Source organism: Serpentinimonas maccroryi (assembly GCF_000828915.1).
GTDB lineage: Bacteria > Pseudomonadota > Gammaproteobacteria > Burkholderiales > Burkholderiaceae_C > Serpentinimonas > Serpentinimonas maccroryi.
On sequence record NZ_AP014569.1, the window covers coordinates 764,521 to 786,030 of the forward strand.

General features: G+C 68.1%; 17 protein-coding genes. 11 read left to right on the forward strand and 6 right to left on the reverse strand.

Going from position 1 to position 21,510, the window contains the following annotated elements:
* Positions 1–138: 138 nt before the first annotated feature.
* The 9 genes from pheA to SMCB_RS03660 all read left to right on the forward strand — a co-directional run bounded on the left by pheA (position 139) and on the right by SMCB_RS03660 (position 11,147).
* The gene (gene pheA, locus SMCB_RS03620; protein WP_231851238.1) at positions 139–1,224 is read left to right on the forward strand and encodes a prephenate dehydratase; all 1,086 of its coding nucleotides are present in this window, start codon (positions 139–141) and stop codon (positions 1,222–1,224) included.
* 14 nt (positions 1,225–1,238) lie between these two features.
* On the forward strand, positions 1,239–2,168 hold the full coding sequence (locus tag SMCB_RS03625) for a prephenate dehydrogenase (RefSeq protein ID WP_045535144.1): 930 nt from the start codon (positions 1,239–1,241) through the stop codon (positions 2,166–2,168).
* A complete protein-coding gene (locus SMCB_RS03630; protein ID WP_045535145.1) occupies positions 2,132–4,201 on the forward strand; it encodes a bifunctional 3-phosphoshikimate 1-carboxyvinyltransferase/cytidylate kinase in 2,070 nt (689 codons plus the stop codon). Before SMCB_RS03625 ends, SMCB_RS03630 begins: the two co-directional genes overlap by 37 nt.
* A 122-nt stretch (positions 4,202–4,323) precedes the next feature.
* Positions 4,324–6,003: a 30S ribosomal protein S1 gene (gene rpsA / locus SMCB_RS03635; RefSeq protein ID WP_045535146.1), complete on the forward strand. Its 1,680-nt coding sequence runs from the start codon at positions 4,324–4,326 to the stop codon at positions 6,001–6,003.
* A 7-nt stretch (positions 6,004–6,010) separates the two neighbouring features.
* On the forward strand, positions 6,011–6,310 hold the full coding sequence (locus SMCB_RS03640) for an integration host factor subunit beta (protein WP_045535147.1): 300 nt from the start codon (positions 6,011–6,013) through the stop codon (positions 6,308–6,310).
* Between the two features lie 79 nt (positions 6,311–6,389).
* Positions 6,390–6,680 carry a lipopolysaccharide assembly protein LapA domain-containing protein gene (locus tag SMCB_RS03645; protein WP_045535148.1) on the forward strand — a complete coding sequence of 97 codons (291 nt, stop codon included), beginning with the start codon at positions 6,390–6,392 and terminating at the stop codon, positions 6,678–6,680.
* On the forward strand, positions 6,670–7,818 hold the full coding sequence (gene lapB / locus SMCB_RS03650) for a lipopolysaccharide assembly protein LapB (RefSeq protein ID WP_045535150.1): 1,149 nt from the start codon (positions 6,670–6,672) through the stop codon (positions 7,816–7,818). Before SMCB_RS03645 ends, lapB begins: the two co-directional genes overlap by 11 nt.
* Positions 7,819–7,863: 45 nt before the next feature.
* The gene (locus SMCB_RS03655) at positions 7,864–9,498 is read left to right on the forward strand and encodes an FAD-binding dehydrogenase (RefSeq protein WP_045535152.1); all 1,635 of its coding nucleotides are present in this window, start codon (positions 7,864–7,866) and stop codon (positions 9,496–9,498) included.
* Positions 9,495–11,147 (forward strand): acetolactate synthase large subunit, encoded by a 1,653-nt coding sequence (locus tag SMCB_RS03660; RefSeq protein ID WP_045535154.1) that lies wholly within the window; start codon positions 9,495–9,497, stop codon positions 11,145–11,147. Before SMCB_RS03655 ends, SMCB_RS03660 begins: the two co-directional genes overlap by 4 nt.
* Before the next feature lie 16 nt (positions 11,148–11,163).
* Here the strand turns inward: SMCB_RS03660 and gcvP are convergent, their stop codons facing one another.
* From gcvP to SMCB_RS03690, 6 genes are all read right to left on the reverse strand, one after another.
* Complete coding sequence (gene gcvP, locus SMCB_RS03665; RefSeq protein WP_045535156.1) at positions 11,164–14,133, reverse strand: aminomethyl-transferring glycine dehydrogenase; 2,970 nt, start codon at positions 14,131–14,133, stop codon at positions 11,164–11,166.
* Between the two features lie 74 nt (positions 14,134–14,207).
* Positions 14,208–14,573 (reverse strand): glycine cleavage system protein GcvH, encoded by a 366-nt coding sequence (gene gcvH, locus SMCB_RS03670; RefSeq protein ID WP_045535158.1) that lies wholly within the window; start codon positions 14,571–14,573, stop codon positions 14,208–14,210.
* 83 nt (positions 14,574–14,656) lie between these two features.
* The gene (gcvT, locus tag SMCB_RS03675) at positions 14,657–15,886 is read right to left on the reverse strand and encodes a glycine cleavage system aminomethyltransferase GcvT (RefSeq protein WP_082027205.1); all 1,230 of its coding nucleotides are present in this window, start codon (positions 15,884–15,886) and stop codon (positions 14,657–14,659) included.
* Between the two features lie 140 nt (positions 15,887–16,026).
* On the reverse strand, positions 16,027–16,242 hold the full coding sequence (locus tag SMCB_RS03680) for a hypothetical protein (protein ID WP_045535162.1): 216 nt from the start codon (positions 16,240–16,242) through the stop codon (positions 16,027–16,029).
* A gap of 155 nt (positions 16,243–16,397) precedes the next feature.
* A complete protein-coding gene (locus SMCB_RS03685; RefSeq protein ID WP_045535164.1) occupies positions 16,398–18,086 on the reverse strand; it encodes an electron transfer flavoprotein-ubiquinone oxidoreductase in 1,689 nt (562 codons plus the stop codon).
* Positions 18,087–18,350: 264 nt separating this feature from the next.
* Positions 18,351–19,526: a cytochrome-c peroxidase gene (locus SMCB_RS03690; RefSeq protein ID WP_082027206.1), complete on the reverse strand. Its 1,176-nt coding sequence runs from the start codon at positions 19,524–19,526 to the stop codon at positions 18,351–18,353.
* Positions 19,527–19,757: 231 nt separating this feature from the next.
* Here SMCB_RS03690 and surE point away from each other — a divergent pair, with 231 nt between their 5' ends.
* Together surE and SMCB_RS03700 are read left to right on the forward strand one after the other, a co-directional pair.
* Positions 19,758–20,606 carry a 5'/3'-nucleotidase SurE gene (surE, locus tag SMCB_RS03695; RefSeq protein ID WP_045535166.1) on the forward strand — a complete coding sequence of 283 codons (849 nt, stop codon included), beginning with the start codon at positions 19,758–19,760 and terminating at the stop codon, positions 20,604–20,606.
* Positions 20,603–21,451, forward strand: coding sequence for a protein-L-isoaspartate(D-aspartate) O-methyltransferase (locus tag SMCB_RS03700; protein WP_082027207.1), 849 nt, complete (start codon positions 20,603–20,605; stop codon positions 21,449–21,451). The genes surE and SMCB_RS03700 overlap by 4 nt, the downstream gene beginning before the upstream one ends.
* Positions 21,452–21,510: the final 59 nt, after the last annotated feature.

A 21,510-nucleotide genomic window follows, 5' to 3' on the forward strand; every position in this document is an offset into this window, starting at 1 on the left:
CACCGCAGACCACACCCCATGAGCCTGCCTCACCCTGCCTCTTCGAGCGCGGCTGCTTCAGGGCCAGCCGATCCAACAGCCGCCGCGCCTGTTGCTGGCCCGGCAGGTCTGCCAAGCCCGGTCGCTGAAAACCCGGTCGTGCAAACCCCAGCGCTGGCCGACCTGCGGCTGCAGATCGACACGCTCGACGCCCAGCTGTTGGCGCTCTTGAACCAGCGCGCGCGCGTGGCCGAGCAGGTGGGGGCGATCAAGCGCGCCGAGGGCTCGCCTTTTTTCCGCCCAGACCGGGTCGCGCAGGTGATCGAGCGCCTGCAGGCGCGCAACCCCGGCCCGCTGCTAAACCAGCACGTGGGCGCGATCTGGCGCGAGATCATGTCGGCCTGCCTGGCGTTGGAGGCACCGCAGCGGGTGGCGGTGCTGGGGCCGGCGGGCACCTTCAGCGAGCAGGCGGCGGTGGAGTATTTTGGCAGCGCCGCCAACCTGATTTTTTGCAGCAGCTTCGACGAAGTCTTTCACGCCACCGCCGCCGGCACGGCGCAGTTTGGCGTGGTGGCGATCGAAAACAGCACCGAAGGCGTGGTCACGCGCTCGCTCGACTTGTTTTTGCGCTCGCCGGTGCACGTGGTGGGCGAGGTCAGCCTGCTGATCCGCCACAACCTGCTGCGCCAGTGCAACGCGCTCGAGGGCATCGAGGCCGTGCTGGCGCACCCGCAGGCGCTGGCGCAGTGCCAACAATGGCTGACGCGGCACCTGCCGCAGGCCGAGCGGCGCGCGGTCGAGAGCAACGCCGAGGGCGCGCGGCTGGCGGCCGCCAACCCGGCTTGGGCGGCGCTGGCCAGCGAGCGCGCCGCGGCCCAGTTTGGCCTGCACATCGTGGCGCACGCGGTGCAAGACGAAGCCTACAACCGCACCCGTTTTGCCGTGATCTGCCTGCCGCAGACCATGGCCATGCCACCGCCTTCAGGGCGCGACTGCACCAGCCTGGTGCTGTCGGTGCCCAACCGCCCCGGTGCCGTGCACGATCTGCTGGTGCCGCTCAAGCAGCACGGTGTGTCGATGACGCGCTTCGAATCGCGCCCGGCCAAATCGGGCCAGTGGGAGTATTACTTCTACATCGACCTCGCCGGCCACCCTACGCAGCCGAACGTGGCTGCGGCCTTGCAGCAGTTGCAGGGCTTGTGTGCCTTTTACCAACTGCTCGGGGCCTACCCGGTGGCCGATTGAAGGGGGCGGCGGTGATGTTCGAACAACTCGGTCTGATCGGCTGCGGCCTCATGGGCGGCTCTTTTGCGCTGGCGCTCAAGCGCGCCGGCTTGGTGCGGCGCGTGGTGGGCTACAGCAAATCGCCCCTCACCCTGAGCCGGGCGCGGGCGCTGGGCGTGATCGACGTCGAAGCGCCGTCGGCGCTGCTGGCGGTCTCGGGGGCCGACCTGGTGCTGCTGGCGCTGCCGGTGGCGGCGACTGAAGACACCTTCAAGGCCGTTCGCCACCTGCTCGGGGCGCAGGCGCTGCTCATGGACGTGGGCTCGACCAAGGCCGACGTGGTGGCGGCGGCCCGGCGCACCTTGGGCGCGCACTTGCCGCAGTTCGTGCCTGCGCACCCGATCGCCGGCAAAGAGGTGGCCGGGATCGAGCACGCCGACGCCGACCTGTACCGCGGCTGCCAAGTGATCCTGACGCCGCTGCCCGAAACCGCGCCGCAGCAGAGCGCGCGCGCGCAGCAGCTCTGGCAGGCGCTGGGGGCGCAGGTGCGCCTGATGGACGCACAAGACCACGACGCCGCCTACGCCGCCGTGAGCCACTTGCCGCACCTGCTGGCTTTTGCGGCCGTCAATGCGCTCGGGCAGCAGCGCGCCGGCCGCCAGTGGCTGGAGCTGGCCGGCCCCGGGTTTAGGGATTTCAGCCGCATCGCCGCCAGCGACCCGGTGATCTGGCGCGACATTTTGCAAGCCAACGCGGCCGAGGTGCTGGCGCAGTCGCGCCAGTTTCGCGCCGCGCTCGACGCGCTCGAAGCGGCCATGCAGCACAGCGACGGCAGCGCCCTGCAAAAGCTGATCGCCCACGCCAGCGCGCTGCGCAGCCAGTGGCAGCCGGCGTCTGGCGCCACCGCACCCGACTCCATTTTTGCACCATGTACCAAACCGCCTTCCTCGACTTGCCCCCCCTGATGAGCGCCGCTGGCCGGGTGCGGCTGCCGGGCTCCAAGAGCATCTCCAACCGCGTGCTGCTGCTGGCCGCGCTCAGCGCCGGCTGCACCACGCTGCACGAGGTGCTCGAGTCCGACGACACCCAAGTCATGCTGGCGGCCTTGCGCGCCTTGGGCTGCCGCATCGACGCCACGGGCGCGCAGACGCTGCAAGTGCACGGACTCGGCGGCCAGCTGGTGCAGCGCCAAGCGCAATTGTTTTTGGGCAACGCCGGCACCGCCATGCGCCCGCTCACGGCGGCGCTGGCGCTGCTGGCGGCCACCCAAGGGGCGCAGTTCGAGCTTGCCGGCGTGGCGCGCATGCACGAGCGCCCCATCGGCGATTTGCTCGACGCGCTGCGCCAGCTCGGCTGCCCGGTGCAGTGCTTGGGCCAAGAAGGCTACCCGCCGCTGCGCGTGGGCGACGGCGCGCAACACGCGCTGCGGCTGGACGAGGCCATCCGGGTGCGCGGCGACGTCTCGAGCCAGTTCCTCACCGCCTTGCTGCTGGCGCTGCCGCTGGTGAGCGCGCAACAGGCGATCGCGATCGAGGTGCAGGGCGAGCTGATCTCCAAGCCCTACATCGACATCACGCTGGCCATGCTGGCGCGCTTTGGTGTGCAGGTGCAGCGCGAGGGCTGGGAGCGCTTCGTCATCCCGGCGGGCAGCCAGTACCGCTCGCCCGGCGCGCTGCACGTCGAGGCCGATGCCTCGTCGGCGAGCTACTTTTTGGCGCTCGGAGCCATCGCGCCGCCCAGCCCCGGCAGCGCGGGCCTGCGCATCGAGGGCGTGGGGCTGGATTCGATTCAGGGCGACATCCGCTTCGTCGATGCCGTGCGCGCCATGGGCGCCGAAGTCGAGGGCCAGCCCAACGCGCTGCTCGTGCGCCGCGCTCGCTGGCCGCTGCGCGCCATCGACCTCGATTGCAACCACATCCCCGACGCCGCCATGACGCTGGCCGTGCTGGCGCTGTACGCCGACGGCCCGAGCGTGCTGCGCAACATCGCCAGCTGGCGCGTCAAAGAGACCGACCGTTTGGCCGCCATGGCCTGCGAGCTGCGCAAACTCGGGGCCCAAGTCGAGGAGGGCAGCGATTATCTGCGCATCGAGCCCCTGCCCGCCGACGGCAGCGGCTGGCGCAGCGCCAGCATCCACACCTACGACGACCACCGGGTGGCGATGTGCTTTGCCCTGGCCGCCTTCAACCCGGCGCGCATCAAAGTGCGGATCGAGGACCCGAAGTGCGTCGCCAAGACCTTCCCCGATTTTTTCGAGACCCTGTTCGCGGTCTGCCAGACCGATGCGGCCCACATCCCGGTGCTGTGCATCGACGGGCCCACGGCCTCGGGCAAGGGCACGCTGGCTACCGAGCTGGCGCAGCGCTTGGGCTACCACCGGCTCGATTCCGGCCTGCTGTACCGGCTGCTGGGCCTAGCGGCCGAGCGCGCCGGCATCGACACCCGCGCGCCGGCCCTGCAGCAGCCGGGCTGCGCCGCCGCGCTGGGCCAGCTGGCGCGCGAGCTGCCGCTGCGCTTTGAGGGCCAGCAAGTGTGGCTGGGGGACGAGGAGGTGAGCGCGGCCTTGCGCAGCGAAGCCGCTGGCATGGCGGCCTCGCGCGTGGCCGCGCTGCCCGAGGTGCGCGCCGCGCTGCTGGAGCTGCAGCGCAATTTCAGGCGCCTGCCCGGCCTCGTGGCCGACGGGCGCGACATGGGCACGGTGGTGTTCCCGGATGCCGCGCTCAAGGTCTATCTCACCGCCAGCGCCGAGCAGCGCGCCCAGCGGCGCCACCTGCAATTGATGGCGCAAGGCATCCCTGCTACAATGGCAGACCTTTTGGCTGACCTTCAGGCGCGCGATGAGCGCGATCGCTCGCGCAGCGCCGCGCCTTTGAAGCCAGCCGAGGGCGCCCGCTTACTGGACAACTCCGAGCAGAGCATCGAGCAATCGGTGCAACAGGTGCTCGACTGGTGGCAGGTGTGTAACTCAGGCCCCAACGGCCCCGCCGGCTGCCTCTGACAGCCGCAGGCCCGAGGGTTCACAACCATGAAACCCGCAGCGCCCGCTGGCCCTGCGTTTTTGTATCCGCCGCATGCCTTGTGATCGTTCCCTTGCAAGGCGCACGCGGCCCAGGAAGCCCCATGTCTGAATCTTTTTCCGCCCTTTTTGAAGAATCGCTCAAGCGCGCCGAAATGCGCCAAGGTGAGGTCATCACCGCCGAAGTGGTGCGCATCGAGCACAACCACGTCGTGGTCAACGCCGGCCTCAAATCCGAAGCCTACGTGCCGATTGCCGAATTCAAAAACGATCAGGGCGAACTCGAAGTCCAAGCCGGCGACTTCGTCTCGGTGGCCGTGGAAGCGGTCGAAAACGGCTACGGCGACACCATCCTGAGCCGCGACAAGGCCAAGCGGCTGGCTTCGTGGATGGCGCTCGAGCGCGCGCTCGAGTCCGGCGACTTCGTCACCGGCACCACCAGCATCAAGATCAAGGGTGGCCTCAAGGTCATGGTCAACGGCATCAGCGCCTTCCTGCCCGGTTCGCTGGTGGACAGCCGCCCGACCAAAGACCTCACGCCCTACGAAAACAAAACGCTCGAGTTCAAGGTCATCAAGCTTGACCGCAAGCGCAACAACGTGGTGCTGTCGCGCCGCGCCGTGGTCGAAGCCTCGATGGGCGAAGAGCGCGCCAAGCTGCTCGACACCCTGCGCGAAGGCGCGATCGTGCACGGCGTGGTGAAAAACATCACCGAATACGGCGCCTTCGTCGATCTGGGTGGCATCGACGGCCTGCTGCACATCACCGACATGGCTTGGCGCCGCGTGCGCCACCCGTCCGAAGTGGTGCAGCCGGGCCAAGAAGTCACGGCCAAAGTGCTCAAGTTCGACGCCGAAAAACAGCGCGTCAGCCTAGGCCTCAAGCAAATGGGCGACGACCCCTGGATGGGCGTGGCACGCCGCTACCCGGCCAGCACGCGCATGTTCGGCAAAATCACCAACATCGCCGACTACGGTGCCTTCGTCGAACTCGAGCCCGGCATCGAAGGGCTGGTGCACGTCTCCGAAATGGACTGGACCAACAAGAACATCGCCCCCAACAAGCTGGTGGCCCTCGGTGACGAGGTCGAGGTCATGGTGCTCGAGATCGACGAAGACAAACGCCGCATCTCGCTGGGCATGAAGCAGTGCCGCGCCAACCCGTGGCACGAGTTTGCCGAAGCCACCAAGCGCGGCGACCGCGTCAAGGGCCCGATCCGCTCGATCACCGACTTTGGCGTGTTCGTCGGCCTCGCGGCCGGCATCGACGGTTTGGTGCACCTGTCGGACCTGTCGTGGAACGAGCCCGGTGAAACCGCGGTGCGCAACTTCAAGAAGGGCCAAGAGGTCGAGGCCATCGTGTTGGGCGTCGATGTCGAACGCGAGCGCATCAGCCTCGGCATCAAACAGCTCGACGGCGACCCATTCACCACCTTTGTGTCGATGAACGACAAGGGCGCGACCGTGGTCGGCAAGGTCAAGAGTGTCGATGCCAAAGGGGCCGAGATCGATCTGGGCTCCGACGTGGTCGGCTACCTGCGGGCCTCTGAAATCGCCCGCGACCGGGTCGAAGACGCGCGCAACGTGCTCAAAGAGGGCGACGAAGTCACGGCCGTGGTGGTCAACGTGGACCGCAAGACGCGCAACATCCAGCTCTCGATCAAAGCCAAAGACATGGCCGAGCAGCAAGAGGCCATGGCCAACCTGAGCCAGCAAAACGCGGGCAACGCAGGCACCACCAGCCTGGGGGCCTTGCTGCGCGCCAAACTCGACAACAACGGTTGATGCGGCCATGACGCGCAGCGATTTGGTGCAAGCTTTGGCCGAGCGCTTTGCTCAGTTGGGTCAGCGCGACGCCGAATTGGCCGTCAAAACCATCCTGTCGGCCATCGCGCAAGCCTTGGCCCAGGGGCAGCGCGTGGAAGTGCGCGGTTTTGGCAGCTTCACGCTCAGCGAGCGCGCGGCGCGCATGGGGCGCAACCCGCGCAGCGGCGAGAGCGTGGCCATCGAGGCCAAGCGCGTGCCGCATTTCAAACCCGGCAAAGCCCTGCGCGAGCAGGTCGATGCCGGGGGCGGCACCCCTTCTGCATAAAACCCAGCCCTAGCGCAGAGGGTGCAGGTGTGACGGGCTGGTCAGCCCGTTACAATCTTGCTCACCACTGGGGGCAAGCGTGAATTACCTCTCGTGGCTGCTCAAGGCAGCCATTTTTTTTGTCGTCTTTGCGTTCGCGCTCAACAACCAAGGCGCCGTGCGCTTGCATTGGTTTTTTGGCGCCTATTGGGACGCCCCGCTGGTGCTGGTGGTCTTGGCCGCCTTGGTGCTGGGGCTGGCGCTGGGGGTGGCGGTCATGACGCCGCTGTGGCTGCGGGCGCGCCGCGCCGCGCGGGCTGCGGCGGCGCCACCGGCCAACCAGCCCGAAACCAAAGCCAGCGGCGGCGAACTGCCCCCTCATGGAATTTGACCTGATCAGCCTGCTCTGGGGCCTGCCCGCTGCGTTTGCACTGGGCTGGCTGGCGTCGCGCTTTGATTTGCGCCAGATGCGGCTGGAAAACCGGCGCGCACCCAAGGCCTACTTTCGCGGCCTGAACCACCTGCTCAACGAGCAACACGACCAGGCCATCGATGCCTTCATCGAGGCCGTGCAAAACGACCCCGACACCTCCGAGCTGCACTTTGCGCTCGGCAATTTGTTTCGCCGCCGCGGTGACTACGACCGCGCCGTGCGGGTGCACGAACACCTGCTGGCGCGTTCGGACCTGTCGGCGCACGAGAGCGCGCGCGCACGCCATGCGCTGGCCCAAGATTTTTTGAAAGCGGGCTTGCTCGATCGGGCCGAGGCGGCGCTGCTGCGGCTCGAGGGCACGCCGCTTCAGACCGATGCCCGGCTGGCGCGGCTGGCCATTTACGAACGCACGCGCGACTGGGAGCAGGCCGCCGCCATGGCCGAGTTGCTGGAAGACGCCGGCCGCGGCAGCTTTCAGTTGCGGCTGGCGCATTACCGCTGTGAGCAAGCCGCCAGCTTGCGCCAGCAGCAACACACCACCGAGGCGCTGGTGTTGCTCGAGCAGCTGGTGCAGCGCATCCCCGAATCGGCGCGGGCTTGGGTGCAGTTGGCCGATCTGCGCCACAGCCTGCAGCAAACCGAAGGGGCTTGGGAGGCTTTGCAAGGCATGGTGCGGCATGTCCCGGGGCATTTGCCGCTGGTGGCGCACAATCTGGCGCTGTGGGGCAAGCGCTTGGGGCGCACGCCAGCCGTGCGCGCCTTGTTGCAGCAGTGGAGCGAGCAGCACGTCGCCTCGCTCGACGTCACCCAAGCCTTGGTCAGCCTCGAAGACGATGCGCAAGCCGCGCGCGCCCTCTACCTCGAGCACCTGCGCCGCGAACCCTCGCTGGTGGCCGCCAGCCTGTGGTTGGGCGGGTCGCAATGGGGATCGCCGGTAGAACAAAACCTCGTCAAGCCCGCGCTCGAACGCGCTTGCGAGCCGCTCAAGCGCTACCGCTGCGCCGGCTGCGGCTTTGAGGCGCGCCAGTATTTCTGGCATTGCCCCGGTTGCCAGAGCTGGGACAGCTACCCGCCCTTGCGCATCGAAGAACTCTAAACTCCAGCCGCCCACCCAGCCAGCCACCCAGCCTGCAGCCCCGCCATGCCTAGCCACCCACGCAGCGAAGTCTTGATCATCGGCGCGGGGCTGGCCGGTTTGGTCACGGCCTTGGAGTGCCTGCGCGCTGGCCGCAGCGTCACGCTGCTCGACCGCGACACCCCGCAGCGCCTAGGCGGCCTGGCGCGTTGGGCCTTTGGCGGCATGTGCTTGGTCGATACCCCGCTGCAGCGGCGCAAGCGCATCCCCGACAGCCCCGAGCGCGCGCTGCAAGACTGGCTGCGCTTTGGCGAGCTCGATGCCAGCGAGCTGTGGCCGCGGCGCTGGGCCGAACACTACGTGCAGCGCAGCACGCCCGAGGTCTATGAGTGGTTGCTCGGGCTGGGCCTGCGCTTTTTGCCTGCTGTCAACTGGGTCGAGCGCGGCCAGTACGGCGAGGGCAACAGCCTGCCGCGTTACCACGTGCTGTGGGGCACCGCCGCGCACCTCACCCAAACCGTGATCGCCGCCCTGCAGCAAGCCGGGCGCAGCAGCGGCGCACCACGGCTGCAGCTGCGGCACCGGCACCGCGTGACCGAACTCACGCAGCAGGCGGGCCGCATCAGCGGTGCCCTCGCCATCGACGAAAGCAGCGGGGCCGAGCAGCATTTTGAGGCCGAGCAGGTGGTGGTGGCCACCGGCGGCATCAACGGCAGCTTGGAGCAGGTGCGCCGCCACTGGCCCACGGCTGCCGCGGGCGCGGCTGCACCGAGCGAACTGCTCAACGGCGCCCACCCCTATGCCGATGGCGCGCTGCACGAGCGCGTGCAGGCCCTGGGTGGCCAAGTCACACACGCTGGGCGGATGTGGAACTACGCCGCCGGGGTGCCGCATCCGCAGCCGCATTTTGAGGGCCACGGGCTCTCGCTCATCCCCTGCAAATCGGCGCTCTGGCTCGACAGCGCTGGGCGGCGCATCGGGCCCCAACCCTTAGTGACCGGTTTTGACACCCACGACCTGTGCCAGCGGGTGGCGGCGCAGCCGCGCGGCTACACGTGGCAGTTGCTCAACTGGCGCATCGCCGCCAAAGAGCTGGCGATTTCGGGTGCCGAACACAACCTGCAGATCCGCGAGCGGCGCTGGCTGGCGTTTTTGCGCGAAACCCTGCTCGGCAACCACCGGCTGGTGCGCCAGATGCTGGCCGAGAGCCCGCATTTCATCGCCGCCGACACGCTGCCCGAGCTGGCGCAGCGCATGAACGCGCTGGCCGGCAACCCAGATCTGGCCCCCGGCACCCTAGAAACCACCGTCGCCGCCTACGACGCGCAGTTCAGCGCCGGGCTGGCGCACTGCAACGACGAGCAGATCCGCCGCATTCTGCACGCCCGCCTTTGGGGGCCCGATCGGCTGCGCACCTGCGCGCCCGCCCCCTTGAGCCAGCGCGGGGCCGGGCCCTACATCGCGATCCAACTGCGGCTCATCAGCCGCAAAAGCCTGGGCGGCTTGCAGACCGACTTGCACAGCCGGGTGCTGGACGCGCACGGCCAGCCGCTGCCCGGACTGTACGCCGTGGGCGAGGCGGCCGGTTTCGGCGGCGGCGGGGCCTGCGGCAAACGCTCGCTCGAGGGCACCTTTTTGCCCGCCTGCATCCTGACGGCGCGTGCCGCGGCGCGCCACATCAACCAAGAAGCCACGCCATGAACGGTGCCCAAGCCTTGCTCAAATCCCTGGTCGATGCCGGGATCGACACCTGTTTCACCAACCCCGGCACCTCGGAGATGCACTTCGTCGCCGCGCTCGACCGCGCGCCGCAGATGCGCGCCGTGCTCACCTTGTTTGAGGGCGTGGCCACCGGCGCCGCCGACGGCTACGCGCGCATGGCCGACAAACCCGCCGCCACCTTGCTGCATCTGGGTTGCGGTTTGGGCAATGGGCTGGCCAACCTGCACAACGCCCGCAAGGCGCGGGTGCCACTGCTCAACATCGTCGGCGACCACGCCCGCAGCCACGTGCAGCACGACGCGCCCCTGCAGTCGGACATCGAAACCGTGGCGCGCAACGCCTCGGCTTGGGTGCGCACCTCAGCCAGCACCCAAGCGCTGTGCCACGACGCCACCGAGGCGCTGGCCGCCTGCATCGGCCCGCCGGGTGCCGTGGCCACCCTGATCCTGCCCGCCGATGTGTCGTGGAGCGAAGGCGCGCAGCCGCAGGCCTTGGCCCCCGCTGCCGCACCACCTTTGGCCAGCACCGCCAGCCTCGAGCGCTTGGCCCGCGTGCTGCAAGCCCCGGGGCGCAAGGCGCTGCTGCTCGGCGGGCGCGCGCTGCGCCAACCGGCCCTGCTGGCGGCGGCGCGCTTGGCCGCACACACCGGGGTGGAGCTGTTTGCCGAAACCTTCCCAACCCGCCTGCAGCGTGGGGCCGGCCTGCCCGCAATCGAGCGCATCGCCTACTTGGCCGAACTGGCCTCGGTGCAATTGCGCGGGCTCGCGCATTTGATTTTGATCGACGCCAAAGAGCCGGTCTCGTTCTTCGCCTACCCCGGCCAAGCCAGCCGCTTGGTGCCCGATGGCTGCACCGTGCACACCCTGTGCAGCGCCGAGCAAGACGTGGCCGCCAGCCTAGAGCAACTGGTGCACACCGCAGGCGCCGCGCAAGCCACGCCCGCCCTGCAGCCAGCCCAGCGCCCCGCGCGCCCGAGCGGCAAGTTCAACGCCGACAAGGTCTGCAAAGCGCTTGGGCACCTGCTGCCCGAGCGCGCCATCGTCGTCGATGAAGCGCAAACCTCCGGTCTGCTGCTGCCGCTCTACACCGCTGGGGCGCCGGCGCACGACCTGCTGACCCTCACCGGCGGCGCGATCGGGCAGGGCCTGCCGTGCGCCGTGGGTGCGGCGCTGGCCTGCCCGGACCGGCCGGTGATGGCGCTCCACGGCGACGGCTCAGCCATGTACACCCTGCAAGCGCTCTGGACCATGGCGCGCGAGCAGCTGCATGTGATCAACATCGTTTTCAACAACCGCAGCTATGCGATTTTGAACATGGAGCTGCAGCGCGTCGGGGCCGAGGCCGGCGGCAGCGTCGCGCAGCAGCAGTTCGACCTGAGCCAGCCGGCGCTGGATTTCGTGGCGCTGGGGCAAGGCATGGGCGTGCCCTCGCGCCGCGCCAGCAGCACCGAGGATTTTCTGGCTGCCCTCGAACACGCCTTGGCCACACCGGGCCCGCACCTGATCGAAGCCGTGGTGCCGCGCTCGGTCAGCGGTTTGAAGCTGCGCCTGTTGCCCTATCTGCTGCGCTCGCTGCGCCACTTGCCGCGGCCGCTGGCGCTTGGCGTCAAGCGGGCCGTGGCGCCCTAAGCAGCCCGATCGCCCATCATTGCACCTCTTCCAGCGGCGGACAGGTGCAAAACAGGTTGCGGTCGCCATAGACGTTATCGACCCGCCCGACCGGGGGCCAGTACTTGCCGGCCAAGGCGCTGCCGTGCAAGGCGGCACCGACTTCGCGCGGGTAGGGGTGCGGCCAGTCGGTGCGCGTGAGCTGCGCGGCGCAGTGCGGGGCGTTCTTGAGCGGGTTGTCGGCGCGCGGCCAGTGGCCGGCTTCGATCTGACTGATTTCGGCCCGGATGGCGATCATGGCCTCGATGAAGCGCTCGATTTCGGCCAGCGGCTCGCTCTCGGTGGGCTCGACCATGAGCGTGTTGGCCACCGGAAAGCTGAGTGTGGGCGCGTGGAAGCCGTAGTCGATCAGGCGCTTGGCCACGTCTTCGGCCATCACGCCGCAGCTTTCCTTGAAGTGGCGCAAGTCGAGGATGCACTCGTGCGCCACGTGGCCGCTGTCGCTGGCGTACAGGGTGGGGTAGTGGGGGGCCAAGCGGCGGCTGATGTAGTTGGCGCTCAGGATGGCGCTCTCGGTGGCGGCGCGCAGGCCGTCGGCACCCATCATGCGGATGTACATCCACGAGATCGGCAGCACGGCGGCGTTGCCCAAAGGAGCAGAAGAGATGGCCCCCACGCTTGGCTGCTGCGCAGCCGCGCTGCCCCCCACGCCAGTCGCAGGCGCGGCGCTGCCGGTGTAGGCACCAGCAGCGGCGGCGCTGGCGTGGCCGGGCAGGTAGGGCAGCAGATCGGGTACCACGCACACCGGGCCGACGCCGGGGCCGCCGCCGCCGTGCGGGATGCAAAAGGTTTTGTGCAGGTTCAGGTGGCTCACGTCGCCGCCGAACTCGCCCGGCGCCGCCAGGCCCACCAGCGCGTTCAGGTTGGCGCCGTCGATATAGACCCGGCCGCCGTGGCGGTGCACCAGCGCGCACAGCTCGCGCACCGAGGTCTCGAACACGCCGTGGGTGCTGGGGTAGGTGATCATCACCGCCGCCAGCCGCTCGCTGTACTGCTCGCACTTGGCTTGCAGATCGGCCATGTCCACGTTGCCGGCTTCGTCGCAGCGCGTCACCACCACCTGCAGCCCCACCATTTGCGCCGTGGCCGGGTTGGTGCCGTGCGCCGACTGCGGAATCAGGCAGATGTCGCGCTGGCCCTGTCCGTGCGCAGCCTGCCAGGCGCGGATCGCCAGCAGGCCGGCGTATTCGCCTTGCGAGCCGGCGTTGGGCTGCAAGCTGATGCCGGCATAGCCGGTGGCTTGGCACAGCCAGTGCCGCAGCTGCTCGTCGAGCAGCCGGTAGCCCTGCATCTGCGCCGCCGGGGCGTAGGGGTGCATGTGGGCAAACTCGGGCCAGGTGATGGGGATCATCTCGCTGGTGGCGTTGAGCTTCATGGTGCACGAGCCCAGCGGGATCATCGTGCGGTCCAGCGCCAAATCGCGATCCGACAGCGACCGGATGTAGCGCAGCATGGCGGTTTCGCTGTGGTGGCGGTTGAACACCGGGTGCGCGAGGATGGCGCTGCGTCGGCGCAGCGCGGGCGGGATGCGCGCCGCGGTGTCGTGTTCCAATTCGCCCAAGCAGGTGAGCGCGTGCGCGCCGTCGGCCAGCAAGGCCCAGAGCCGGTGCAGATCGGCGCGGGTGCAGGTTTCGTCTAGGCTGATGCCCACCCAGGCGGCGCGCTCGCCGTTGTGGCGGCGCAGGTTGATGCCGGCGGCCACGGCGCGCTGGTGCAACTGCTCGGCGGCGGCGGCGCTGCCCAAGTCGAGCGTGAGGGTATCGAAGGCGCTGTGGTGCAGCAAGCGCACCCCGAGCTGCTCGAGCCCGGCGGCCAAGATGGCGGTGTAGCGCGCCACGCGCTCGGCGATGCGGCGCAGGCCTTGCGGGCCGTGATAGACCGCGTACATGCTGGCGATCACGGCAGGCAGCACCTGGGCGGTGCAGATGTTGGAGGTGGCTTTTTCGCGCCGGATGTGCTGCTCACGCGTTTGCAGCGCCAGCCGGTAGGCGCGGTGGCCGTGGGCATCGACGCTCACTCCCACCAAGCGGCCGGGCAGCGAGCGCTTGAAGGGCGCGCGGCAGGCCAAAAAGGCGGCGTGCGGGCCGCCCGCGCCCATGGGCATGCCCAAGCGCTGGCTGCTGCCAAACACGATGTCGGCCCCCATCTCGCCCGGGGCCTTGAGCACGGCCAGCGCCAGCAGGTCGGTGGCCAGCAGCAGCGCCGCGCCTTTGGCGTGGATCAGGTCGGCGCTGGCCTGCCAGTCGGCCAGCCAACCGCTGCTGCTGGGGTATTGGTTGAGGGCGGCAAAGTAGTCGTCTTGCTGCAGCGCGGCCAGCCACTCGGGCCCGGAATGCACCAGCTGCACCACCAAGCCCAGCGGCGCGGCGCGGGTCTGCAGCACCTCGATGGTCTGCGGGTGGCAGTCGGCGCTGACCAGAATCGTGTGCCCGCTGGCCTTGACCGAGCGCTTGGCCAGCGTCATGGCTTCGGCGGCGGCCGTGGCTTCGTCGAGCATCGAGGCGTTGGCGATGTCCATCGCCGTCAGGTCGCAGACCAGGGTTTGGAAGTTGAGCAGCGCCTCCATGCGGCCTTGCGAAATCTCGGCCTGATAGGGGGTGTAGGCGGTGTACCAGGCCGGGTTTTCGAGGATGTTGCGCAGAATCACGCCCGGCGTGTGGGTGCCGTAGTAGCCCTGACCGATGAAGCTGCGCAGCAGCTGGTTTTGCTGCGCGATGGCTTTGAGCTCGGCCAGCGCCGCCGCCTCACCCACGGCCGGCGGCAGCTGCATCGGTTCGGCGCGCACGATGCCGGGCGGCACGATGGCCCCGATCAAGGCGCTGCGCGAATCCGCACCGATGCCAGCGAGCATCTGCGCCTCGTCGGCGGCGCTCAAGCCGATGTGGCGGGCGTGGAATTCGGTCGGCTGCTCGAGCTCGCTCAAGCTGGGTAGGGCAGGGTGGGTCATCGCAGGCGGGTCTGGGGGAATGGGGCGGCGCGGGGTGGGGCGGGATGGGTTGGAGCGGCGGTGCGGTGCGGCGTTTACTGGGTCAGCTGGCTGTAGGCGGCTTCGTCGAGCAGGGCGTCGAGCTCGGCCGGTTGGCTCAGGCGCAGCTTGAAAAACCAGCCTGCGCCCAGCGGGTCGGTGTTGGCCAGCGCCGGGTCGGCGCGCAGCGCTTCGTTGACTTCGAGCACGGTGCCGCTCACCGGCATGTAGAGGTCGGCGGCGGCCTTGACCGATTCGACCACGCCAGCGACCGCTTTTTGTTCCAGCTGCGCGCCGACTTCGGGCAGTTCCACAAACACCACATCGCCCAGCGCGTCTTGGGCGTGGGCGGTGATGCCGACGGTGGCGCAGTCGCCATCGAGGCGCAGCCATTCGTGATCGGGGGTGAACTTAAGGCTCATGACAGGGTTTCCTTGCAGCTAAGGGGTGGAGTTTTGGGTCGCGCAGACCCGGGTGGGGGGCGTACGAAATTTCGGCGGCGATTTCAGCCGCGATGGTAGCGCGTGGGCACGAAGGGCAGGGCGCTGACCGTCATCGGCACGGTTTTGCCGCGCACCACGGCGTGCAGCTGGCTGCCCAAGGCGGCGTATTCGGGCGGCACGTAGCCCATGGCAATCGGCTGGTTCAGGCTCGGGCTCAGCAGCCCGCTGCTCACTTGTCCGATGGTTTGGCCGCTGGCAGCATCCAGCAGGGGCGCGGGTTCGCGCACCGGCACGCGCTCGCTGGCCCGCAGCGCCACGCGCCGTCGAACCAGCGGCTGGCGGCCTTCGAGCTCGGCCAGCACGCGCTCGGCGCCGGCAAAGCCGCCGGCAAAGCCGCCGGCACGCGCGCCGCCGCTGCGCCGCACTTTCTGGATCGCCCAGCCCAGCGCCGCTTCGGCCGGGGTGGTGCCGGCATCGATGTCTTGCCCATACAGGCACAGCCCGGCTTCGAGGCGCAGCGAATTGCGCGCCCCCAAGCCCGCCGGCTGCACTTCGGGTTGCGCCAGCAGCGCGCGCGCAAAGGCGTCGGCAGCGGCTGCGGGCAGCGAGATCTCAAAGCCGTCTTCGCCGGTGTAGCCGCTGCGCGTGGCGTAGAGCGCGTGGCCCTGCCAAGGCAGCGCCGCGCCTTGCATGAACACCATCTTTTCAATCCCCGGCAGCAGCCGCTGCAAGGCCGTGGCGGCCAGTGGGCCCTGCAGCGCCAGCAGCGCTTGCTCGGGCAGGGCGTCGATGGCGCAGCGCTGGCCTAGGCGCGCTTGCAGGTAGGCCAGATCGGCGGCCTTGCAGGCCCCGTTGAGCACCAGCCACAGGTGGTCGCCGCGGTTGACGAACATCAGGTCGTCGAGGATGCCGCCGTCGTCGGCCAGCAGCAGGCCGTAGCGTTGCTGGTTCAGCCCGAGGCCGAGCACGTCCATCGGCAGCAGCGTTTCGAGCGCAGCCGCCGCGTCGGGGCCGCTCAGGCGCACCTGCCCCATGTGCGAGACGTCGAACAGGCTGGCGCTGGCGCGGGTGTGCAGGTGCTCGGCCAGCAGCCCGAGGCCGTTGCCCTGGTACTGCACCGGCAGCTCGTAGCCGGCAAAGGGCACCAAGCGCGCACTCAGCTCTTGGTGCAGCGCGTGCAGGGGCGTGCGCTGCAGGGCGGGGGCTGAAGGGGCAGCCGCAGTGGGGGTGCCATGGGGGGTCGAAGCAGCCAAAGCGGATGGGGTGCTTGGGGTGGATTGGGGTGCGCTCATGGCGCATGACTGTAGCGCAGAAAGCAGTCGCAGCCAGCGCAGGCGTCTGGTAGGTGCAATGAGCCTACGAAACAACCAGCGGGCAATAAAAACGGGCCACCGTCCGGATGGAGGGGCCCGCAGACGCTGCACCCAGCCTCTTAATCTTCGAGGTCGTCGGCCTCGTCGACGATGGCTTGTGCCGCGAGAAAGTACTTGTTGGTGGCCAGATCGCGCACGGTCTTGATGCCAAAAGCCGCTTTGAGCTTTTCCGCGTCGGCGGCCGAAACGCCATACAAGGCATCGACCGGGGCTTCGGCCACTTCGGATACGGGCAGGCCGTGGTAGGCCTTGTCCAAAACTTTAGAGAAATCCATGTTGACTCCTGAGGGTTGAAGAAAAACGGCGACGGCTTGATACTGAGCACCCGGCTCTGGTTCCCTGCTAGGCAGCGGGGGCCCAAAAACGTGGCCACCATCTACTCTACCCTAACACAGAATTTTGAAGCCCTTGCGAGGGGCCTCAGGGGGCCTTACATGCCCGCGTAATTCGGTCCGCCGCCGCCCTCAGGCGTGACCCAGACGATGTTTTGCGTCGGGTCTTTGATATCACAGGTTTTGCAGTGCACGCAGTTCTGGGCGTTGATCTGCAGGCGCTCGCCGCCGCCATCGGCCGCAACGAACTCGTACACCCCGGCTGGGCAGTAGCGTTGCTCGGGTCCGGCGTAGCGCGCCAGATTGATCTGCACGGGCACGGCGGCGTCGCGCAGCGTCAGGTGCGCTGGCTGGTGCTCGTTGTGGTTGGTGTTGCTCACAAAGACGCTGGAGAGGCGGTCGAAAGTGAGCTTGCCGTCGGGTTTGGGGTAGTCGATGCGCGCACACTCGGCCGCCGGGCGCAGCAAGCTGTGGTCGGGGGCGTGGCGGTGCACCGTCCACGGGGGGCGCTTGAGGCCGATTTTGGGCAGCAGCCAGTGCTCGATGCCGGTCATGAGCGCACCCACGGTGTTGCCTTTTTTGAACCACGATTTGAAGTTGCGCGCCTGGTCCAGCTCTTCGTGGAGCCAGCTTTGCTCAAACGCGGCCGGGTAGGCGCTCAGTTCGTCGCCACTGCGGCCGGCTTGCACCGCCTCAAAGGCGGCCTCGGCGCACAGCATGCCGCTTTTGATGGCCGCGTGACTGCCCTTGATGCGCGCGGCGTTCAGGTAGCCGGCTTCGCAGCCCACCAGCGCGCCGCCGGGGAATACGGTTTTGGGCAGACTCAGCAGGCCGCCGGCGGTGATGGCGCGCGCGCCGTAGCCGATGCGCTTGCCGCCCTGAATGTGGGCGCAGATGCTGGGGTGGGTTTTCCAGCGCTGCATCTCTTCAAACGGGCTCAACCAAGGGTTGGCGTAATCGAGCCCGACCACGAAGCCCAGCGTGACCCGGTTGCCCTCGAGGTGGTACAAAAAGCCGCCGCCGTAGGTGCGGGCATCCAGCGGCCAGCCGGCGGTGTGCACCACCAGGCCCGGTTTGGCCTGCTCAGGCGGGATTTCCCACAGTTCTTTGATGCCGATGCCGTAGGCTTGCGGGTCTTTGCCTGCATCCAGCGCAAAGCGCTCGATCAACTGCTTGCCCAAGTGGCCGCGCGCACCCTCGGCAAAGACGGTGTATTTGGCGTGCAACTCCATGCCCAGTTGGAAGTCGGGCCCCGGTTGCCCGTCTTTGCCCAACCCCAGGTGGCCGGTGGCCACGCCCTTGACCGCGCCGGATTCGGTGTACAGCAGCTCGGCCGCAGCAAAGCCGGGAAAAATCTCCACGCCCAGCGCTTCGGCCTGCTCGCCCAGCCACTTGCACACCGCCCCAAGGCTGATCACGTAGCAGCCGTGGTTGTGAAAATTGCGCGGCACCAGCCAGTCCGGGGTGCGGGTGGCCGATTTTTCTTTCAAAAACAGCACGTCGTCGCCGCTCACGCTCTGGTGCAAGGGCGCCCCGCGCTCTTTCCAGTCGGGCAGCAGCTCGCTCAGGGCACGCGGGTCCATGACCGCGCCCGACAAAATATGCGCCCCGGGTTCGGAGCCCTTTTCCAGCACGCAGACGCTCAACTCGGCCCCTTTTTCGGCCGCCAATTGCTTGAGGCGGATGGCGCAAGCCAACCCGGCCGGGCCGCCGCCGACCACGACCACGTCGTATTCCATGGCCTCGCGTGGGCCGTGTTGTTCCAATAGCGATGCAGGGGTTTTCATGCGGAGTGGTGGTGATTGAAAGCGGCACAGGCGCGTGCCTAAACTTACGGCAAACTGTCAGATTCGAGGGTGCGCCATTGTAGGCGGCGCGCGGCCTGCATGGCCGTCGTTTGCGCGACTCAGGGGTCGCTGGCGCGGGTAAACCCTGATTTTTGGGCATAAAAAAACCGCCACATCTGAGTGGCGGTGTGTGAGTTGCCGGTGTTGACACCCAAAGCCAAGCCGCGCACACCCCTAAGCTGGGGTGCGCAGCGGCAGGGCAAATTAGCGGTCGCGGGCGAAAGGACGGGGCCGCGGGGTGGCGTCGCTCGAAGGCGGCAGATGCGGCAGGGTGATGCGCGGCTGCTCACCGGTGAGGGTTTTGAGGAAGGCGACGATGTCGGCGTTTTCGCGCTCGGTAAAGCGCCGGCCCAGTTGCAACCGGCCCATCACATCAACCGCTTGGGTCAGGGTGTCGGCACCGCCGTCGTGGAAGTAGGGGTAGGTCATGTCCACGTTGCGCAGCGTTGGCACCTTGAAGTTGAAGCGGTCGGCGTCCTTGCCGGTGACGGCGGCGCGCCCGATCACGGTGGCCCCGGCACGGCTGTGGTAGGGCTCGACCACACCCATTTTCTGGAACGCATTGCCGCCCAAGTTGGGGCCGTTGTGGCAGGCGACACAGCCGACTTCGTTGAACAGGCGGTAGCCGTTGAGTTCGTTGGCGTTGAGCGCCGTGGTGTTGCCCAGCAGCCACTGGTCAAAGCGCGAGTTTGGCGTCATCAGGGTGGTCTGGAATTCGGCCAGCACAGCCGTGACCATGTCCATGGTGATGCCCTCTTGGCCAAAGACCAAACGGAACTCGCGCACATACTCCGGAATGGACTCCAGCACGCCGATGGCGAGCTCGTGCGTGAACGCCATTTCACCCGGGTTGGCGATCGGGCCGCCGGCCTGTTCGCGCAGGGTGGCGGCGCGCCCGTCCCAGAACTGGGCCAAGTTGAGCGCCGAGTTGAACACGGTGGGTGAGTTGATCGGGCCTTCTTGCCAGCGGTCACCCACCGAGGTGCGCAGATGGTCGGCGCCACCACGCATGACGTTGTGGCAGGAGTTGCACGAAATGAAGCCCGATTTGGACAGGCGCGGTTCGAAGAACAGCTTTTTGCCCAGTTCCACCTTGCCCAAGTTGACATTGGGTGCGGGCCGGATGGGGGCATAGAGGTGTTTGAACGGATCGGCCGCCGCTGAGGGTGCGGGCGGGATGGGCGGCACGGTGGCGCGCGCTGGTGCGGCTTGGGCGGCGCGTGCCGGGGTGGCTGGGGCCGCCGCGCGCGCCGGAGCAGTTGCCCCACCCGCGCCCGTGGTGGCAGAAGCGACGCGCACCGGCGCCTGGGTGTTGGATGAAGCGGCGGCGTAACCGCTCGCGGCCAGCGCGACGGCAGCGGCAATAAGCTGAATCTTCATGGTTCGGGCTCCTAAAAGTTACGTAAACTGACAGGAGACAGATTAAGCCCTATGCGACTTAAGGTTTTTGACGCAGATCAAAGTTGTAAGCGGTTGTTTCAGTCGGCGCCCAGATGTGTGGGTGGAAAAACCCACTTGAGGTGCTCAGACAGAAGCCAGCGCTTGAACGGGCTTTCTCGTCTGGCTGTCTAGGTGGGCTGTCTAGTCGGTGACGTTCTACAATCGAGCGCAATGAAGATTCTTCTGTCCAACGACGACGGCTACCAAGCAGCGGGCATCGTGGCTTTGTACGAGGCCCTGTGCGAGGTTGCCAGCGTCGAGGTGGTGGCGCCAGAGCACAACAACAGCGCCAAATCCAACGCGCTCACGCTGCATTCCCCGCTCTACATCCACCGGGCGCCGAACGGCTTTCGCTACGTCAACGGCACCCCGGCCGATTGCGTGCACATCGCCCTGACCGGCTTGCTGGGTTACACGCCCGACCTGGTGGTCTCGGGCATCAACAACGGCGCCAACATGGGCGACGACACGATCTACTCCGGCACCGTGGGCGCGGCCATGGAGGGCTACCTGTTTGGTGTGCCAGCGATCGCCTTTTCGCAGACCGAAAAGGGCTGGCGCCACCTCGACGCCGCAGCCGCCAAGGCGCAAGAACTGGTGCGGCAGCTGCTGCCTTCGTTGCAGCCGCAGTCTGGCGCGCAGCACCCCGCCGAGCCCTGGTTGCTCAACGTCAACGTGCCGTGCCTGCCTTTGGGCGAACTGCGCGGCTTCAAGGTGGCGCGGCTGGGGCGGCGCCACGCGGCCGAGCGCGTGATCACCCAAATGAACCCGCGCGGCGACACCATGTACTGGATCGGCAGCGCCGGCCCGGCCAAGGACGACGCCGAAGGCACCGATTTCCATGCCACCGAGCACGGCTTTGTCACCGTCACGCCGCTGCAGATCGACCTCACCGACCATGCCCGCTTGGCCTACTGGGGCCAGTCGGTGGCGCAGTGGTCGCGCGCGCACCCGCGCACAGCCGCAGCACAGCCGCCAGATGGGCCCAAACCTCTTGGTACGGAGCCGGCGCAGCCATGAACCGCTCCAAAGCCGGTGGCGCTGGCCCGGCTTCGGGCGCTGCGGCGCGCCCAGCCACGCGCCCGGCTTTTCCGGCGCAGATTCCGGGCCTGACGTCCCAGCCTGCGGCCCGCAGCGCTGCGGGCGCACAGGTGGCCAAGTCTGGCAGCGCGGGCAAGTACGGCGCCACGCCTGCCGCTGCACCAGCCCCTCAAGGTGGCGGGCTCGATTCGGAAGCGGTGCGGCTGGCGCTGGTGCGCCGCTTGGTGGCGCAAGGTTTGCAGCACCCGGCAGTGGAGCGTGCCATGGCCACCGTGCCGCGGCACCGTTTCGTCGATAGCGCGCTGGCTTCGCAGGCCTACGAAGACATCAGTCTACCGATCGGCTTGGGGCAGACGATCTCGCAGCCCACCATCGTGGCGCGCATGCTGGAGCTGCTGTGCACCGGTCGACCGCTGCCGCTGGGGCGGGTGCTGGAAGTGGGCACCGGCTGCGGCTACCAAGCGGCGCTGCTGAGCCTGTTGTGCCACGAGGTGTACAGCATCGAGCGCCTGCGCGGCCTGCACGAGCGCGCGCGCGAGAACCTGCGCGAACTGCGCTTGCCCAACCTGCACCTGCTGTTGGGTGACGGCATGGCTGGGTATCCGGCTGGGGCGCCCTATGCGGGCATCGTCGCCGCTGCCGCTGGGCCCGAGTTGCCCGGCGCTTGGCTCGAGCAGCTGGCCATCGGTGGCCGCTTGGTGGCGCCCACGGAACTCAGCCCCGGCCAGCAACATCTGGTGCTGATCGAGCGCACGGCACAGGGCTTGAGCCGGCAGGTGCTCGATGCGGTGCGCTTTGTCCCCCTAAAATCGGGTTTGGGCTGATGAGCGCATCGGCCCGATTGGGCTTTTGATGAGGTATGGGTATGAATGCATGGGTTGAG

Excerpts from the sequence above, each read along its gene's own strand:
- SMCB_RS03625 (WP_045535144.1), top strand. The coding sequence starts at position 1,239 with ATGTTCGAACAACTCGGTCTGATCGGCTGCGGCCTCATGGGCGGCTCT.
- SMCB_RS03630 (WP_045535145.1), top strand. The coding sequence starts at position 2,132 with ATGTACCAAACCGCCTTCCTCGACTTGCCCCCCCTGATGAGCGCCGCT.
- rpsA (WP_045535146.1), top strand. The coding sequence starts at position 4,324 with ATGTCTGAATCTTTTTCCGCCCTTTTTGAAGAATCGCTCAAGCGCGCC.
- SMCB_RS03640 (WP_045535147.1), top strand. The coding sequence starts at position 6,011 with ATGACGCGCAGCGATTTGGTGCAAGCTTTGGCCGAGCGCTTTGCTCAG.
- lapB (WP_045535150.1), top strand. The coding sequence starts at position 6,670 with ATGGAATTTGACCTGATCAGCCTGCTCTGGGGCCTGCCCGCTGCGTTT.
- SMCB_RS03655 (WP_045535152.1), top strand. The coding sequence starts at position 7,864 with ATGCCTAGCCACCCACGCAGCGAAGTCTTGATCATCGGCGCGGGGCTG.
- SMCB_RS03660 (WP_045535154.1), top strand. The coding sequence starts at position 9,495 with ATGAACGGTGCCCAAGCCTTGCTCAAATCCCTGGTCGATGCCGGGATC.
- gcvP (WP_045535156.1), bottom strand. The coding sequence starts at position 14,133 with ATGACCCACCCTGCCCTACCCAGCTTGAGCGAGCTCGAGCAGCCGACC.
- gcvH (WP_045535158.1), bottom strand. The coding sequence starts at position 14,573 with ATGAGCCTTAAGTTCACCCCCGATCACGAATGGCTGCGCCTCGATGGC.
- gcvT (WP_082027205.1), bottom strand. The coding sequence starts at position 15,886 with ATGAGCGCACCCCAATCCACCCCAAGCACCCCATCCGCTTTGGCTGCT.
- SMCB_RS03680 (WP_045535162.1), bottom strand. The coding sequence starts at position 16,242 with ATGGATTTCTCTAAAGTTTTGGACAAGGCCTACCACGGCCTGCCCGTA.
- SMCB_RS03685 (WP_045535164.1), bottom strand. The coding sequence starts at position 18,086 with ATGAAAACCCCTGCATCGCTATTGGAACAACACGGCCCACGCGAGGCC.
- SMCB_RS03690 (WP_082027206.1), bottom strand. The coding sequence starts at position 19,526 with ATGAAGATTCAGCTTATTGCCGCTGCCGTCGCGCTGGCCGCGAGCGGT.
- surE (WP_045535166.1), top strand. The coding sequence starts at position 19,758 with ATGAAGATTCTTCTGTCCAACGACGACGGCTACCAAGCAGCGGGCATC.
- SMCB_RS03700 (WP_082027207.1), top strand. The coding sequence starts at position 20,603 with ATGAACCGCTCCAAAGCCGGTGGCGCTGGCCCGGCTTCGGGCGCTGCG.